This window comes from Pseudomonas asuensis, from assembly GCF_014646755.1.
GTDB classification, from domain to species: Bacteria; Pseudomonadota; Gammaproteobacteria; order Pseudomonadales; family Pseudomonadaceae; genus Chryseomonas; species Chryseomonas asuensis.
Window position 1 is genome coordinate 178,890 of the sequence record NZ_BMNW01000002.1, and the last position, 17,054, is coordinate 195,943.

At 54.3% G+C, this 17,054-nt stretch carries 12 protein-coding genes; 7 read left to right on the forward strand and 5 right to left on the reverse strand.

Annotated elements, in window-relative coordinates:
- Positions 1–8: 8 nt before the first annotated feature.
- The 4 genes from IEX86_RS04645 to IEX86_RS04660 all read right to left on the reverse strand — a co-directional run bounded on the left by IEX86_RS04645 (position 9) and on the right by IEX86_RS04660 (position 3,921).
- A complete protein-coding gene (locus IEX86_RS04645) occupies positions 9–1,178 on the reverse strand; it encodes a zinc-dependent alcohol dehydrogenase (protein ID WP_188864951.1) in 1,170 nt (389 codons plus the stop codon).
- Between the two features lie 231 nt (positions 1,179–1,409).
- Positions 1,410–1,841: a thiol-disulfide oxidoreductase DCC family protein gene (locus IEX86_RS04650; protein ID WP_188864953.1), complete on the reverse strand. Its 432-nt coding sequence runs from the start codon at positions 1,839–1,841 to the stop codon at positions 1,410–1,412.
- Positions 1,842–1,892: 51 nt separating this feature from the next.
- Positions 1,893–2,936, reverse strand: a complete 1,044-nt coding sequence (gene mgrA, locus IEX86_RS04655) for an L-glyceraldehyde 3-phosphate reductase (RefSeq protein ID WP_188864955.1) — start codon at positions 2,934–2,936, stop codon at positions 1,893–1,895.
- Positions 2,937–3,009: 73 nt separating this feature from the next.
- Positions 3,010–3,921 (reverse strand): LysR substrate-binding domain-containing protein, encoded by a 912-nt coding sequence (locus tag IEX86_RS04660; protein ID WP_188864957.1) that lies wholly within the window; start codon positions 3,919–3,921, stop codon positions 3,010–3,012.
- 130 nt (positions 3,922–4,051) lie between these two features.
- Here IEX86_RS04660 and IEX86_RS04665 point away from each other — a divergent pair, with 130 nt between their 5' ends.
- Positions 4,052–7,627 carry an indolepyruvate ferredoxin oxidoreductase family protein gene (locus IEX86_RS04665; RefSeq protein ID WP_188864959.1) on the forward strand — a complete coding sequence of 1,192 codons (3,576 nt, stop codon included), beginning with the start codon at positions 4,052–4,054 and terminating at the stop codon, positions 7,625–7,627.
- A 355-nt stretch (positions 7,628–7,982) separates the two neighbouring features.
- On the opposite strand, the gene IEX86_RS04670 is transcribed toward IEX86_RS04665, so the two are convergent.
- A complete protein-coding gene (locus tag IEX86_RS04670) occupies positions 7,983–9,665 on the reverse strand; it encodes an AMP-binding protein (protein ID WP_188864961.1) in 1,683 nt (560 codons plus the stop codon).
- Between the two features lie 245 nt (positions 9,666–9,910).
- Here IEX86_RS04670 and IEX86_RS04675 point away from each other — a divergent pair, with 245 nt between their 5' ends.
- Genes IEX86_RS04675 through IEX86_RS04700 form a run of 6 tightly spaced genes read left to right on the forward strand, consistent with a single transcriptional unit; the run spans position 9,911 to position 16,761 of the window.
- Positions 9,911–10,294 carry a MerR family transcriptional regulator gene (locus IEX86_RS04675; protein ID WP_373290390.1) on the forward strand — a complete coding sequence of 128 codons (384 nt, stop codon included), beginning with the start codon at positions 9,911–9,913 and terminating at the stop codon, positions 10,292–10,294.
- Between the two features lie 42 nt (positions 10,295–10,336).
- Positions 10,337–11,500: an isovaleryl-CoA dehydrogenase gene (locus IEX86_RS04680; protein ID WP_188864963.1), complete on the forward strand. Its 1,164-nt coding sequence runs from the start codon at positions 10,337–10,339 to the stop codon at positions 11,498–11,500.
- Between the two features lie 51 nt (positions 11,501–11,551).
- Complete coding sequence (locus IEX86_RS04685; protein WP_188864965.1) at positions 11,552–13,159, forward strand: carboxyl transferase domain-containing protein; 1,608 nt, start codon at positions 11,552–11,554, stop codon at positions 13,157–13,159.
- Between the two features lie 8 nt (positions 13,160–13,167).
- Entirely contained in the window at positions 13,168–13,971 is an 804-nt protein-coding gene (locus tag IEX86_RS04690; protein WP_188865324.1) for an enoyl-CoA hydratase-related protein, read from the forward strand.
- The gene (locus tag IEX86_RS04695) at positions 13,968–15,881 is read left to right on the forward strand and encodes an acetyl/propionyl/methylcrotonyl-CoA carboxylase subunit alpha (protein ID WP_188864967.1); all 1,914 of its coding nucleotides are present in this window, start codon (positions 13,968–13,970) and stop codon (positions 15,879–15,881) included. Before IEX86_RS04690 ends, IEX86_RS04695 begins: the two co-directional genes overlap by 4 nt.
- Positions 15,868–16,761 (forward strand): hydroxymethylglutaryl-CoA lyase, encoded by an 894-nt coding sequence (locus IEX86_RS04700; protein ID WP_188864969.1) that lies wholly within the window; start codon positions 15,868–15,870, stop codon positions 16,759–16,761. The genes IEX86_RS04695 and IEX86_RS04700 overlap by 14 nt, the downstream gene beginning before the upstream one ends.
- Positions 16,762–17,054 lie beyond the last annotated feature (293 nt).

The window sequence follows — 17,054 nt, forward strand, 5'->3', positions numbered from 1 at the left end:
CGTCTCCCTCAAGGTTTCAAGATCACCTTGATGCAGTTATCGAGTTTATCGCGGAAGGTTTTATACATCTCCGGCCCTTGGTCGAGGCTCACCGTATGGGTGATAACAAAGGACGGATCGATTTGCCCTTCGTCAATCCTGCGCAGCAGATCATCTGTCCACCGCTTAACATGGGTCTGCCCCGTACGCACGGTAAGCCCTTTGTTCATGAGGGCGCCCATTGGGATCTTGTCGACCAAACCGCCATAAACACCTGGGATGGACAGAATGCCAGCCGGGCGGCAGACATAAATCATTTCACGCAGTACGTGGGGTCGATCGCTTTCCATCATCGTGGCTTGCTTGACTCGGTCATAGACGGCATCTAATGAGCGTGTCGCGTGAGATTCCAGGCCGACCGCATCAATGCATTTCTCCGGCCCCTTACCGCGGGTAAGCTCGTTCAAACGCTCAACAACGCTTTCTTTGTCGAAATTGATGGTAATCGCCCCGCCCGCCTCAGCCATAAGCAGTCGCTCGGGTACGTTATCGATCATGACCACTTGTTTGGCACCCAGAAGTACGGCGCTGCGCACACAGAACTGACCCACCGGGCCGGCACCCCAAACGGCGACCGTGTCGGTTGGCTGAATGTCACACTGCACCGCAGCCTGCCAACCTGTGGGAAAGATGTCACCTAAAAAGAGTACTTGTTCGTCCGTAAGCGTGCTGGGCACCTTTACATGGGTCGAGTCTGCAAAGGGAACACGTACATATTCTGCCTGCCCACCCGCATAACCGCCGGTAAGGTGCGAATAGCCAAATAGGCCAGCCGTAGAGTGACCAAACACTTTATCACCCAGGTCTTTACGACGATTAGAACGCTCACAAACAGAGAAATTACCGCGTTTACATTGCTCGCACTCGCCACACGTGATGGTAAATGGAACGACGATACGGTCACCGACCTTGAGCGCCTTGTTTTCTGAGCCTACTTCTACGACCTCGCCCATGAATTCATGGCCCATGATGTCGCCATGTTCCATGCCAGGGATGAAGTGGTCATAAAGGTGCAGGTCAGAGCCGCAAATGGCGCAGCTAGTGGTCTTGATGATCGCATCACGCGGATGTTCGATCTTGGGATCCGGAACCGTATCGTAGCGAATATCGTTTTTTCCGTGCCAACAGAGTGCTTTCATGCGTTTTCTTCCAACGTTGGTTGAAAAATCCCGGCACCAATAGCGTGAAAGTCCCTCCTGTCTGGGACATGGGCGGGCTGTATGAATGAAGCCACTCCCTTGGCGATGATGCTATTGGGACATCAAAACGCATGGAGAAAGTTCAAAGATCCTGCGGATTACCAAGCCAAACGGTCATAAAAAGGATGACTCGCCAGTCAGACTTAGTAAGTACGTCGTAGCTGCTGAGAGCTAGTCGCGAGAGGACTCTGGTTTAGTGGGGATGGCACATTGATCGTCTTTGCAGCGGCGCGCGCCTTCTGGATGAGGAATCCAGGCCAATTGCGGGCGCAACCGTAAAAAGAGACGGTAGCCCAAATCAAACAGCGGCCTTAGCGGCTTCCAGGCAAGGGGCGCAGCCCAACGCCCAAGCCCTGCGGCTCGCCAGCTCCAGTAGGTGGCATCCAACCCCTTGACCCATCGTCCATCAGCAAACTGAGCATGTAACAGATCCTTGAATTGCTGAGACGACATGCCGGGCGCGGGTGCTGCAAAAGCAGGATCGGCTACATCCGTAAATTGCAGGCGTGCTGGGTCAGCGTGCTTGCGTAGATGGCGGATCTCTCGGGCACAAAGTGGACAGTCGCCATCGTAAAACAAGGTGAGCGGCCATACGGGCTGCATACATTTCTCCAAAGCGGCATGGCTCGGTTCAAGCCATGCCGTGTCGCTCAGTCAGATGGGGTTATCCGTAGAAGGTTTCTCCCACAAATTGACTCCACCTTCAACGGCATACTTATCGATCTCTGCCAGCTCTTCAGCAGTGAACGACAGGTTGCTTAGCGCGCCGATATTTTCCTGCAGCTGTTCAGGGCGGCTCGCACCGATCAATGCAGAGGTTACACGCTGGTCACGCAGCGTCCAGGCCAAGGCCAATTGGGCGAGGCTCTGACCACGGCGCTGGGCAATTTCATTCAGTGCTCGTGCCCGAGCAATATTGTCATCGGACAGGTGCTCTGGCTTTAACGAGGCGCCCCCGGGACGATTCACGCGAGCATCTTCTGGTACGCCGTTAAGGTATTTACCGGTTAGCAGCCCTTGAGCCAACGGTGTAAAGGCAATGACGCCTGCGCCTACTTCATCAGTCGCATCCAGGAGATCTTTTTCGATCCAGCGATTGAACAGATTGTAGGATGGCTGATGAATCAGCAAAGGAACCTTCCACTCCTTTAGCAGCGCCGCCATTTCACGCGTTTTGCCTGCGGAATAGGATGAAATACCGATATACAAGGCTTTACCCTGCTGCACGGCAGTGGCGAGCGCACTGGCGGTTTCTTCCAGAGGCGTATTGGCATCGAAGCGGTGCGAGTAGAAGATATCAACATAATCCAGGCCCATACGTGCAAGGCTCTGGTCCAGGCTTGCCAACACATATTTGCGTGAGCCGCCGCCCTGTCCGTACGGTCCAGGCCACATATCCCAGCCGGCTTTGCTGGAGATAATCAGCTCATCGCGATAATGCTTGAAATCTTCCCGCAGGATTCGGCCAAAGTTGGTTTCGGCACTGCCGTAAGGGGGGCCGTAGTTGTTGGCCAGATCAAAATGGTTGATACCAAAATCGAAGGCAGTACGCAGCAAGGCGCGCTGGTTTTCGAGCGGCGTCGTATCACCGAAGTTATGCCACAGGCCCAGAGACAGCGCGGGCAGGACTAAACCACTCTTGCCTACCCGGCGATATGGCATGGATTCATAACGATTAATGGCGGCCGTATAGCTCAAGACGCTCTCCTTCTTTTTTCTATTATGTGTATGCGTAGTGTGTAACGGTTATACGACAACTTGTTTGCGACTTCTACATCCCACAGGCCTGAATCAAAAACTGCCGGAACGCCTCAGCAGCAATAGGAAGCTCTGTATCCGGCTTCCAGATCAGCCCCAACTCCATGGATGGAACGGCATCGTTGAGTGGGCGCACTTCAATCTTCTTGCCCTCAAGGGACCATGTTCTAAACACCATGTCGGAAAGAATGGTGACACCAAACCCGTGCGCAACCAGACCACGAACGGACTCCATAGAGGATGTTCGAAAGGCTACCTTCGGCTCCAGGCCACGCGCCTGCCAATAGCGCTGCGTTGAGGCCTCACCCTCTTCAACTGTCCCAAGAATGTAGGCATGTTCGGCTACATCCCTAAGAGTAATGTCGGGCCTGGTTATCAATGGATGATGACTGGCCAGCCAGAGCTGGCGCCGTGATCGAATCAGCACATAGTGCTCGAAACGATCGATGGCCTTGCTATTGGATACGATGATGAGCCCCAGATCCAGATGGCCTTCCAGTACAGCCTGCTCGATGCTGGGCCGGTCCATGTCCACCAGATCGATCTCTACTTGCGGATAGCTGCGTTTGAAGCGAGCCAGCAAGCTGGGCAAAAAGTAACCCAGGACTGCATAAGTGGCCCCAACCCGTACGATACCCTCCTGGGTATGACTGAGAAACAGAGGCTCCTTGAGCGCATCGTTCAAGGTATCGAGAATATGCCGGGCATGTTGCAGGAAACGATGGCCCTCCGCTGTCAGCGCTACGCCATAAGGCTGGCGCTCGAAGAGATTCACTCCCAGGTTTTCCTCCAGTTGAGCCACTGCGGAGGTAATAGCAGACTGGGAAACATGCACGTCCAGCGCGGCTTGAGAAAAGCGGCCCGCCGTAGCAGCAGCCACAAAGTAGCGTAGTTGACGCATCGAAATATCTTTGGAGCTGGCCATCTGATTTTCGAATACCTGAGTGCGGTTTTTAGAATTTTACGTTACCTCTACCCCTTCCTACACTCAAAAGCAAATGGGGCTTCGCTCGCCCCGGTCCTGATGACAAAAACAATAAATCGAGGAATAGCGAATGAGTGCAGCCAACAAAACGTTGGATGAAAAGTACACGCTGGAAAGCGGGCGTATTCTGCTTACCGGTATTCAGGCGCTTGTTCGCCTGCCCTTGATGCAGCGACAACGCGATCTTGCTGCTGGCCGAAACACGGCAGGATTCATCTCAGGCTATCGCGGCTCGCCATTGGGCGGTCTCGATCAGGCTCTGTGGAAGGCACAAACTCACCTCAAGCAAAATCATGTCGTTTTCCAGCCAGGCCTGAATGAAGACCTGGCGGCCACTGCCGTTTGGGGCTCCCAGCAGGTCAACCTCTTCCAGGGTGCACAGTACGACGGCGTATTTGGTCTGTGGTACGGCAAGGGGCCGGGTGTTGATCGCTGCGGCGATGTGTTCCGTCATGCCAATGCTGCTGGGTCTTCCCGATTTGGCGGTGTACTGGTCATCGCAGGGGACGATCATGGGGCTCGCTCCTCCACGTTGCCTCATCAGACCGAGCATATCTTCAAGGCTGTGATGATGCCGGTGCTGTCACCGTCAGGTGTACAGGAGTATCTCGATTTTGGCTTGCACGGCTGGGCCATGTCTCGCTATTCAGGTTGCTGGGTCGCCATGAAGGCCATCTCTGAGACCGTTGAAAGTGGCGCAGTGGTGGATATCGACCCACTCCGTGTGCAACCTAAATTACCCGACTATGAGCTCCCGGCAGATGGCCTCAACATTCGCTGGCCTGACCCACCGCTGGTGCAGGAGAAACGTCTCCTGGAGCACAAGCTGTATGCTGCCCTCGCCTATGCACGAGCCAACGGGCTCGACCGCGTTACCCATGACTCAGCCAATGCCCGTATTGGCATCATCACCTCAGGCAAGTCTTACCTGGAAGTCTGCCAGGCGCTCAAGATCCTGGGTATTGATGAAGAAATGGCTCAGCAGATTGGCCTGCGCGTCTACAAGGTCGGCATGGTTTGGCCACTTGAAGCCGAAGGTGTAAGACACTTTGCCGAGGGGCTGGAAGAGATCATTGTCGTTGAAGAAAAACGACAACTGATCGAGTATCAGCTCAAGGAAGAACTGTACAACTGGCGTGAGGATGTTCGTCCACGCATCGTTGGCAAGTTTGATGATAAGGGCGAATGGTCCCTGCCCCATACGGATTGGTTGCTTCCGGCTACCAGTGACCTGACGCCGGCTCAAATTGCCCGCGCGGTGGCCAAGCGTATCCTGCAACGGCAGTCCAATGGACTCCTACAGATGCGGCTGGCCGTACTGGAAGCCCAACTGGCAGCTAAAGGGGGGCTGGTTACCAAAATGGCGCGGATGCCTCACTACTGCCCCGGCTGCCCGCATAACACTTCCACCCAGTTGCCTGAAGGCAGCCGCGCATTGGCGGGTATTGGCTGCCACTACATGGCGACCTGGATCTACCCTGAGCACACTCAGACGTTCAGCCAGATGGGTGGCGAAGGCGTTGCCTGGGTAGGCCAGGCACCCTTTACGCAGACAAAGCATGTGTTTGCCAACCTGGGCGACGGCACTTACTTCCACTCAGGGCTTCTGGCGATTCGAGCAGCCGTCGCTGCAAAAGTACCGATCACCTATAAGATCCTCTATAACGACGCCGTGGCCATGACGGGCGGGCAGCCGGTAGACGGAACACTGACCGTCCCGCAAATTTCCCAGCAGCTGCGCGCCGAAGGCATCGAGCGCATTGTGGTGGTCACGGATGATCCGGACAAATACAGGCCGATCAAAGACCTTGCTGAGAATGTACCGGTCAAGCACCGCGATGAACTGGATGCGGTACAGCGTGAATTAAGAGAGCATCCAGGTGCCTCTGTTATCATTTATGACCAGACCTGTGCCGCCGAGAAGCGTCGTCGCCGTAAGCGTGGCGCCTATCCTGATCCTGCACGCCGTGTGGTGATCAATGAGGCTGTGTGCGAGAACTGCGGTGATTGCAGCAGTAAATCCAACTGTATGTCGGTGGCTTCGGTCGAAACTGAATTTGGACGCAAGCGTGAGATCGACCAGTCTGCCTGTAACAAGGACTTCAGCTGCCTTTCCGGCTTTTGCCCGAGCTTTGTCACGGTAGAAGGCGGAAAGCTACGCAAGGCCAAGGCCTTGGCAGAAGATCCTGTGGACAGCTGGAATTTGCCTGAGCCTGTACTGGCCTCGATCAATGAGCCCTACAGCATTCTGGTAACCGGTGTGGGCGGTACGGGTGTCGTTACGATTGGCGCCCTGCTAAGTATGGCGGCCTACCTGGAAAACAAGGGTGTACTTACCCTGGATATGGCCGGTCTGGCGCAGAAAGGCGGTGCAGTATGGACCCATGTACGGATTGCCGCGCGGCAGGAGCAACTGTTTGCCCCTCACATTGCCGAGGGTGAAACCAGCCTGTTACTTGGCGGCGATCTGATCGTCAGTGCCAATGCCGATACGCTTGATAAGCTTCGCCAGGGCGTAACACATGCGCTGGTTAATAGTCAGGAAAGCGTAACCAGCCATTTTGTGCGCACCTTTGCTCACCAGGCCAACAGTGGCGATGTTCATACCCATCCCGATCCTCAGTTCCAATCACAGGGTATGGCCGCTCAAATTGCCGAAGCGGTTGGTGTCGAGCGAGCGTTCTTCCTCAATGCCAGCCGTATCGCCACCACGCTGATGGGTGACTCTATCGCAACCAATACCTTCCTGATGGGCGTGGCCTACCAGAAAGGCTGGTTACCTGTTAGTCAAGACTCGCTGTTCCAGGCAATCGAGATGAATGGCGCTGCGGTCGAACTGAACAAGAAGGCCTTTATCTGGGGCCGGCGGACAGCGGTTGATCAGGCACGGGTTGAGCAAATGGTCAAAGAAGGCTCAGCTATTACCGCTTCCCACCAGCTATCCAAAACGCTTGAAGAGGTCATTCTTCGCCGTGTAGATGATCTGACGGCCTACCAAAACAGCGCCTATGCCGAGCGTTATCTGGCCCGTGTTGAAAAGGTCAAAGCTGCGGATACTGTTCTGATGGGCCAACCCGGTGAGTTAAGCGAAGCGGTTGCCCGTGCCTATTACAAGGTACTGGCCATCAAGGACGAATATGAGGTGGCGCGTCTGTACACTGACGGCGACTTCCAGCGCAAAATTGCGTCGATGTTTGAAGGCGATTACACGCTCAACTTCCACTTGGCTCCGCCTATCTTCAATAAATCCAAGGTTGGTGAGGGTCCGAAGAAGCAGCAGTTCGGACCGTGGATGATGAAAGGCTTCAGCGTGCTGGCGCGTCTGAAAGGCATTCGTAATACTTGGCTAGACCCCTTCGCCCGCACTGAAGACCGCAAACGAGAGTTGAAGACGCTTAGGGAATACGAAGCCAACCTGGATGAAATCCTGCAGCGTCTGACGCCTGATAATTATTCCGTTGCGGTTGAGCTTGCCAAGTTGCCGCTGGACATTCGGGGTTTCGGCCCGGTACAGGAGCGTTATCTGGCTACTGCTGAGCGTACGCGCGCTGAACTCCTGGCACGTTTAAGACAGCAACCATCGTTTGTAGATGCGGCTGCAGAGGTCCAGGAGACATTGCAGCGGATTCGTACAACACAACTTTAATGCGTTATACCGAGCGGCTTCATGGATGAGCCGCTCTCGCCCCAAAGCGGGTTGGCTTTGTCTTGCCGCAGGCTGGCCCTTCTTTCAGGAGGTATACCAGGGGGTACGGTTTTGGTGTTGTGAATCCCTCCCCCGTCGTTTGAGGCCCGGCTGGTGGTTACGATGCTGCCAGGGTCATCAATATCAGGCCGCTTAATACTGAACGTGACAAGGACATGAACGCGCTTGATAGTCAGCTTCAGCTGGGTCAAGTCAACATGACTCAATACACGCTGGAAAAGCGCAAGATCGAAAGCAAGTACAAGTAATTTCTCAATGCTCCCGCTGACATCCTGATTAGCGGGAGCGTTACGCACTAGGACGCTTTTCGCCGCGTCATCTCCTTAATCATGATTTCCCTCATGCGGAATTTCTGGATCTTACCCGTTACGGTCATGGGGAATTCATCTACAAAGCGAAAATGCCTTGGTACCTTGAAGTGCGCAATATGGGTCTTGCAAAAGTCTCGAAGTGTCTCTTCCTGAGGGCTGTGTCCGTCGTGCAGCTTTACCCAGGCGACAATCTCCTCGCCATACTTGTCATCCGGTATGCCAATGACTTGAACATCTGCAACCGAAGGGTGACGAAACAGGAACTCCTCGATTTCACGTGGATAGATGTTCTCGCCGCCGCGAATAATCATGTCCTTGCTACGACCAACAATTTGCACATAGCCCTGCTCGTCCATGCAGGCAAGGTCGCCCGTATGCATCCAGCGAGCGCCGTCCAGCACGTCTGACGTAGCCTTGGAATTTTCCCAATAGCCCAGCATTACGCTGTACCCACGGGTACATAGCTCGCCTATTTGCCCCCGTGGAACGATACGCCCTTGCTCATCGATAATCTTGTTTTCCAGATGAGGCTGGCTGCGGCCGACGGTTGTGACTCTGCGCTCCAGCTCGTCATCAGGGCCAGTCTGAAGAGAGACCGGACTGGTCTCGGTCATGCCATAGGCAATCTGCACCTCACTCATGTGCATTTCGGTTATGACTCGGCGCATGACTTCAATAGGGCATGTTGATCCAGCCATGATGCCACTGCGTAATGAAGACAGGTCGAAACGTTCCCGCTCAGGATGATCCAGCTCGGCGATAAACATGGTAGGAACGCCATAAAGCACGGTTGCCTTCTCTTCCGAGACGGCGCTCAACGTTGCCAGCGGCTCGAACGAAGGGGCCGGGTAGATCATGGTTGAACCATGAGTCAGGCACCCCAGGTTGCCCATGACCATGCCAAAGCAGTGATACAGGGGTACGGGAATGACCAGGCGATCCTGTTCGGTCAACCCAAGGCTTTCCCCTACCATATAGCCATTATTAAGAATGTTGTAATGGCTCAGCGTGGCACCTTTGGGAAAGCCTGTCGTGCCCGAGGTGTATTGAATGTTGATGGGATCGTCGAACTGAAGCTGCGCACTACGCTCATTGAGATCGGAAGTGCTCGTTTGCTCGGCAAATTCGGAAAGCTCTTTCCAACGCAGGAAGCCTGCAGGTGCCTCTTCTCCTAAAGTGATAATGCCATGCAAACCTGGCAGGTTCGTACAGCTCAGGCGTCCTGGCACCTGCATCGGAAGATCAGGCAGAAGCTCATTGAGCATGGCATGGTAATCACACGTTTTGAAAGTATGCGCGCATACGAGCCAGCGGCATCCAGACTGCTTGAGTACATAGTCCAACTCGCTTACACGATAGGCCGGATTGATATTAACCAGAATGGCGCCGACCTTGGCGCTGGCAAATTGGGCTATGCACCACTCCATGCAGTTAGGTGCCCAGATGCCCAAGCGATCCCCTTGTTCTACGCCTAGGGCGATCAGGGCTTTTGCACACCGCTCTACTTCATCGGCCAGTGCCTGCCAGGTTAGCCGGATGTTCTGGTGGCGGACGATGAGCGCGTCTCGTTCAGCGTAACGGGCTACCGTGAGGTTGAAGGCTTCTCCAATGGTCATTGCCAATAACGGCTTATCCTGACGACCTTGGGTATAGCTCGGTTGATTCATGGCGTTCCCTTCTTGTCTTTGTTGTGGGAATTGCTGATTCATATGGCTACCGCTAAAGCCTAGTTATCTTTACGTTAACGTAAAGGGCATGGCAAGTAAGTCTGTCGAGTTGTGTTTCACTACGGGTTACTAGGGAGTCTGTTACGCACAGGGAATATTTGCGTCTGGCCGTTACCAATCGAGTTGACAGCCAGATCAAGCAGCTTTACGTTAACGTAAAGGTAAGCCGGTAGAGTTTGAACATAATGGCAAGCTACAGCATTTCTGATTTGGCCCGAGAGCTAGACATTACCACCCGAACCATCCGCTTTTATGAAGAGCAAGGCATGCTCACGCCCGAGCGGCGTGGGCAGGAGCGTATTTATTCTGCCAAGGACCGTGTCGCGCTCAAACTCATCCTGCGGGGCAAGCGCATTGGTTTTTCATTGGCGGAGTGCCGAGAGCTGATCGAACTTTATGACCCTAGCTCAGGTAACCATAAGCAGCTCTACAGCATGCTGGCCAAGATTGCCGAACGCCGCGAGCAACTCCAACAACAGCTACTGGACATCCAGCAGATGCAGCTTGAACTGGATACCGCTGAAGAACGCTGCCGTGCAGCGTTGGAGATGACCAACGTAACGGCTTGACCCTTTTGGCTTCCACCAGACAAAAACAATCACAGGTGACCCATGACATACCCCTCTCTCAACTTTGGACTCGGCGAAACTCTCGACATGCTGCGTGAGCAGGTGCAAAGCTTCGTCAACGCAGAGATTGCACCTCGTGCAGAAGCCGTCGACCGTGAAAATACCTTTCCGCATGACCTCTGGCGCAAATTTGGTGACATGGGGCTGTTAGGTATTACGGTTAACGAAGAATACGGCGGCTCAGCAATGGGGTATTTAGCCCATGTAGTCACCATGGAAGAAATCAGTCGAGGCTCGGCTTCAGTTGCCCTCTCCTACGGCGCGCACTCGAACCTGTGCGTCAACCAAATTCACCGTAACGGCACACCCTCGCAGAAAGCCAAGTACCTACCCAAACTGCTTTCTGGCGAGCATGTAGGTGCATTGGCCATGAGCGAGCCGAATGCAGGGTCCGACGTGGTTTCGATGAAGCTGCGGGCTGAAAAGCATGGTGATCATTATGTGCTTAATGGCACAAAGACCTGGATCACCAACGGGCCTGATGCTGATACCTATGTGATCTATGCCAAGACTGATCTTGACAAAGGGCCGCATGGCATCACGGCGTTTATCGTAGAGCGTGACTGGAAAGGCTTTAGTCGCAGCAACAAGTTCGACAAGTTGGGTATGCGTGGCTCCAATACCTGCCAGCTCTTCTTTGATGGTGTTGAGGTGCCGGAAGAAAACATTCTTGGCACGTTGAATGGCGGTGTAAAAGTGCTTATGAGCGGGCTTGATTACGAGCGCGTTGTATTGTCTGGCGGCCCTGTTGGCATTATGCAGGCCTGCATGGATGTCATCGTCCCGTACATTCACGACCGTAAACAGTTCGGACAGAGCATTGGTGAATTCCAGCTGATCCAGGGCAAAGTGGCAGACATGTATACCCAGCTCAATGCCAGCCGTGCGTATCTCTATACTGTCACCCAAGCCTGTGATCGAGGGGAAACGACCCGCAAGGACGCCGCTGGCGTCATTTTGTATACGGCTGAACGAGCCACTCAGATGGCGCTGGACGCCATTCAGATTCTGGGCGGCAATGGATATATCAATGAGTTTCCCACCGGCCGTCTCCTGCGTGATGCCAAGCTTTACGAGATCGGTGCCGGAACGAGTGAGATCAGAAGGATGCTGATTGGTCGTGAGTTGTTCAAGGAAACGCTGTAACGCATTTTGCCCTGCGGACATTCCAACAACAACGCTAAAGCGAGATCCGCCATGACCGTTCTGACCAGTCAGCTCGATACCCGCTCGCCTGACTTTCTCCGTAACCACGACGCCATGCAGGCACAGGTGGCTAATCTGCATGAACTGCTTGCCCATATTCAGCAAGGGGGTGGGCCAAAGGCGCAGGAGCGTCATACCTCCCGCGGCAAGCTGCTGGTACGAGACCGCATAGACCATCTCCTCGACCTTGGCTCCCCTTTTCTGGAGGTGGCCCAACTTGCAGCCTACGAGGTATACGGCGAAGACGTACCCGCTGCCGGTGTAGTTGCCGGTATCGGCCGCGTTGAAGGCGTGGAATGCATGATTATTGCCAACGATGCGACCGTTAAAGGGGGAACGTACTACCCCTTGACCGTCAAGAAACATCTTCGCGCTCAAGCCATTGCCAAAGAGAACCGGCTACCCTGCATCTATCTGGTGGACTCTGGCGGTGCCAACCTACCCCGGCAGGACGAAGTCTTTCCTGATCGCGAGCATTTTGGAAGAATCTTCTTCAATCAGGCCACCATGAGTGCCCAAGGCATTCCGCAGATTGCAGTCGTCATGGGCTCCTGTACTGCCGGTGGCGCTTATGTACCCGCCATGGCGGATGAAACCATCATGGTGCGTAATCAGGCCACGATTTTCCTGGCTGGTCCGCCCCTGGTTAAGGCTGCGACAGGTGAGGTGGTAACTGCCGAGGAACTGGGTGGCGCTGATGTGCACTGCAAGACATCAGGCGTGGCTGACTACTATGCCGAAAACGATGAACATGCCCTCGCCTTGGCACGCCGCTGCATCAGTCACCTGAACTGGCACAAGCAGGGTAAGCTGCAAGCCCGCACTCCTATCGCCCCTCGCTATTCTCCCAACGAGCTCTATGGGGTGATTCCAGCGGATGCCAAACAGCCTTATGACGTGCGTGAAGTTATTGCGCGCCTGGTGGATGGTAGTGATTTCGATGAGTTCAAAGCCCTGTTCGGTCCCACACTGGTTTGTGGTTTTGCGCACCTGTACGGCTATCCCATTGCGATCCTGGCCAATAACGGCATCCTGTTTGCCGAAGCGGCGCAAAAAGGCGCGCATTTTATCGAGCTGGCCTGCCAACGGGGCATTCCCCTGGTGTTTCTTCAAAACATTACCGGGTTCATGGTTGGCCAGAAATACGAAGCGGGTGGCATTGCCAAGCATGGAGCCAAGCTTGTAACGGCAGTGGCCTGCGCGCAGGTGCCGAAGTTTACGGTCATCATCGGCGGCAGCTTTGGCGCGGGTAACTACGGTATGTGCGGACGAGCCTATGATCCGCGCTTCCTCTGGATGTGGCCCAACGCGCGTATTGCCGTAATGGGCGGTGAACAAGCGGCCGGCGTACTGGTTCAGGTCAAACGCGAGCAGACTGAGCGTACAGGTGGGACACTGGGTGCCGAGGAAGAGGCCGCTATCAAAGAGCCGATCCTTGCACAGTACGAACATCAAGGGCACCCCTATTACTCCAGTGCCCGTTTATGGGATGACGGCGTGATTGATCCGGCCCAAACGCGGGATGTACTGGCACTGGCTATCTCTGCTGCGCTTAACGCGCCCATTGAGCCGACGCGCTTCGGCGTGTTCCGTATGTAAGGAATCCTCTGATGACTTACCAGACGTTGCAACTCGATAAAGACAGTCGCGGTGTCGCCACCTTGTGGCTCAACCGCCCGGAAAAGAACAATGCGTTCAATGCGGAGGTAATCGCCGAGCTTATTCAGGCACTTAAGGTGATCGGTCATGATGAGGCCATACGGTTTCTGATCCTGCGCGGCCGCGGCCGACATTTTTCGGCTGGAGCTGATCTTGCCTGGATGCAGGCTTCAGCCAAGCTGAGCCTCAAGGAAAACCAGGACGATGCCCAAAGGCTGAGCACATTGATGGAAACACTTCACGGCCTGCCCCAACCTACCCTGGCTGTTGTACAGGGCGCTGCCTTTGGCGGAGCGCTTGGGCTGATTGCCTGCTGCGACATGGCCATCGGTGTTCAAGATGCGGTGTTCTGTCTTTCTGAAGTGCGTATCGGACTGGCTCCAGCTGTTATCAGTCCTTATGTCGTGCGGGCAATTGGCGAGCGGGCAACACGTCGCTACTCACTCACAGCGGAGCGCTTCTCTAGCGGCCGCGCTCAAGCCTTGGGTCTGCTCGACGAGGTTTACCCAGCGGATCAGCTTGAAGCTGCCGTTAATGAGTGGAAAAACAACCTTCTCCTTAACAGCCCGGCAGCACTTAAGGCCTGTAAGAGTCTGCTGCAGCAAGTAGGTACAGCAGCAACCCTGGATGATGAGTTAAAGGGTTATACCCAGCACTTTATTGCAGCGCTACGGGTAAGCCCTGAAGCACAGGAAGGGCTAAGTGCCTTTCTTGAGAAACGTACGCCCAGTTGGCAGGAGCCTTCCGCATGAGCCTATTAAAGCCTCTCCATACCTTGCTGATTGCCAACCGTGGCGAGATTGCCTGCCGCATCATGCGTACAGCCAGATCATTGGGGATGAGAACGGTTGCTGTGCACAGCGATATCGATACAGATGCCCGGCATGTTCACGAAGCAGATATAGCTATCAGTCTGGGCGGCCGCAAACCAGGCGAAAGTTATTTATGCATCGATAAGATTATTGCGGCGGCCAAAAGCAGTGGTGCTCAGGCTATTCACCCAGGGTATGGTTTTCTTTCTGAGAATGCTGCGTTTGCTCGGGCGATTGAGGAGGCAGGCCTGCTGTTTCTTGGGCCACCCGCCTCGGCCATTGAGTCTATGGGGAGCAAGTCTGCTGCCAAAACCCTGATGGGAAATGCGGGTGTCCCCTTGGTGCCGGGTTACCATGGGGAAGACCAGACGCTTGAAACCTTCAGGCAAGCCGCTGAGCAGATAGGCTATCCCGTTCTGCTAAAAGCGGCTGCAGGCGGTGGCGGCAAGGGCATGAAAATCGTTGAACAGGAAGCTGACCTAAGCGATGCCCTCGCCTCCGCACAGCGTGAAGCGCAGTCTGCTTTTGGCGATGCGCGCATGCTGGTTGAGAAATATGTGCTAAAGCCGCGGCATGTCGAGATACAGGTCTTTGCCGACCAGCATGGTCATTGCTTGTACCTGAACGAGCGCGACTGCTCCATTCAACGTCGCCACCAGAAAGTTATAGAAGAAGCCCCTGCCCCAGGACTTTCTCCTGCGCTACGCAAGGCCATGGGAGAAGCAGCCGTGCGTGCTGCACAAGCTATTGGCTATGTAGGCGCCGGTACGGTCGAGTTTCTGTTGGATGGCCGCGGTGAATTTTTCTTCATGGAAATGAATACACGTTTGCAGGTAGAGCATCCTGTGACGGAGGCTATTACAGGGCTGGATCTTGTCGCCTGGCAGATTCGCACAGCCCGGGGTGAAGCCTTGCCTATCACACAGGAGCAGGTTCCTCTTGTCGGGCATGCCATGGAGGTACGGCTCTATGCGGAAGATCCTTACAATGATTTTCTTCCTGCCACCGGTACACTGCATCTCTACCAAGAGCCAACCAGCGGTCCGGGGCGTCGGATCGACAGCGGCGTAATCGAGGGCGACACCATCTCCCCTTTCTACGACCCTATGCTGGCCAAAATTATCGCTTGGGGCGAAAGCCGCGAAGAAGCCAGACTACGCCTGCTTGCCATGCTTGAGCAAACTCAAGTGGGTGGGCTCCGAACTAACCTGGCGTTTCTCAAGCGGTTGCTGGCCCACTCTGACTTTGCCAGGGCTGAGCTGGATACAGGCTTCATCCCCCGGTATCGGGACGAACTTTTGCCAACCCCACCAGCGTATGACGACTCCTTCTGGCAAGCAGCTGCTCAAGGTTGGCTCGCCAGCGAACCATTAACAGCAAGAGCTGATGATCCTTACGCTCCATGGGAGGTATTAAAGGGGTGGCGGACAGGCTTGCCAAACCGGCAGGCACTAACATTGACCTGCAACGAAGAAATGCAGCGCGTTAGCTGGGACGGTAAAGACAGAAACGTTAAGGCGCAACGTCGCGAAGATACGCTTTATCTGGAATGGAATGGTGAAACCCACACGGTTACCCGCTTTGATCCACTGATGGCGGCAACTTTCAAAACAGCTCATTCTGGCGGGCTCACCGCGCCTATGAATGGCAGCATCGTCCGTATATTGGTCGAATCTGGCCAATCGGTTGAAACCGGCGCTCCCCTTGTTGTTCTGGAGGCCATGAAAATGGAGCACACTATTCGCGCTCACGCCCCAGGAGTTGTAAGAGCAATCCTTTGTCACGAAGGTGACATGGTCAGCGAAGGCTCAACGCTGGTTGAGATGGAGGCTAATGATGTCGCTGCCTGAACGTGTTCGTGTTGTTGAGGTGGGACCGCGTGACGGCCTCCAGAATGAAAAGCAACCGATCAGCCTCCAGGCTAAGTTAGAGCTAGTGAACGACCTGACAGAGACAGGCCTTGATTACATTGAGGTGGGTAGTTTTGTTTCGCCCAAATGGGTTCCCCAGATGGCAGGTAGTTTGGATTTATTTTTAAAAATCAATAAAAGGGCTGGTATTACATATAGCGCTTTGACTCCTAACATGAAGGGATTCGAAGCGGCCCTTGAGGCCGGAGTCAAAGAAATCGCCGTATTTGCAGCAGCTTCCGAGAGCTTTTCCCAACGCAATATCAATTGCTCTATCGCTGAAAGCCTAAAGCGTTTCGAACCTGTCATGGATGCCGCAAAGCAGCATGGAATGACTGTTCGTGGCTATGTATCGTGCGTGTTGGGATGTCCTTATGATGGAAGCATTAGCTCTCAACAGGTGTCTTATGTAGCAAGAGATTTGTTCGAGATGGGCTGCCGTGAGGTTTCGCTTGGAGACACCATTGGCGTAGGTACACCCGGCCCTGCACGTACGCTTATCGATACTGTCAGCCGTGATGTCCCCCGCCAACAATTAGCGGTACATTTTCATGATACCTATGGCCAAGCCTTGGCCAATATCTATGCCACGCTTCTGGAAGGTATCTCGGTGATCGACAGTTCAGTAGCGGGACTGGGCGGTTGCCCCTATGCGGCAGGCGCAAGCGGCAATGTCGCTACAGAAGATGTGCTCTATATGCTGAACGGCTTGGGCATTCAGACTGATGTTGACCTCCCCCGCTTGATTGAAGCAGGCCAACGAATCTGCAAGGTATTAGGCCGTGAAAATGGCTCTCGTGTGGCAAAAGCCCTGTGTTAATGGCCTGCCCCGCCATTACGGGAGCCTTACAGGTTCTCGTAACGGCGTATATTCGAGGCACTTGCTTTGACAGTGTGTTCAGATCATAGAGTGATGCCAGGGCTTGAAGTATCCCTACTACTTCACCGGCACTTCGAAGCGGGCCATGTCCTGAGCCATTACAGGACTTGAATAAACATGTCCCTCTCATTTGCTCTTTTACTTACGCGACCATGGAATGCTTGCTCTCTTCTGATTGCTTTTGTTTTTTCCAGAGAGTCTCTTTTTTATTTTTCTAAAAAGGCTGGTATTAC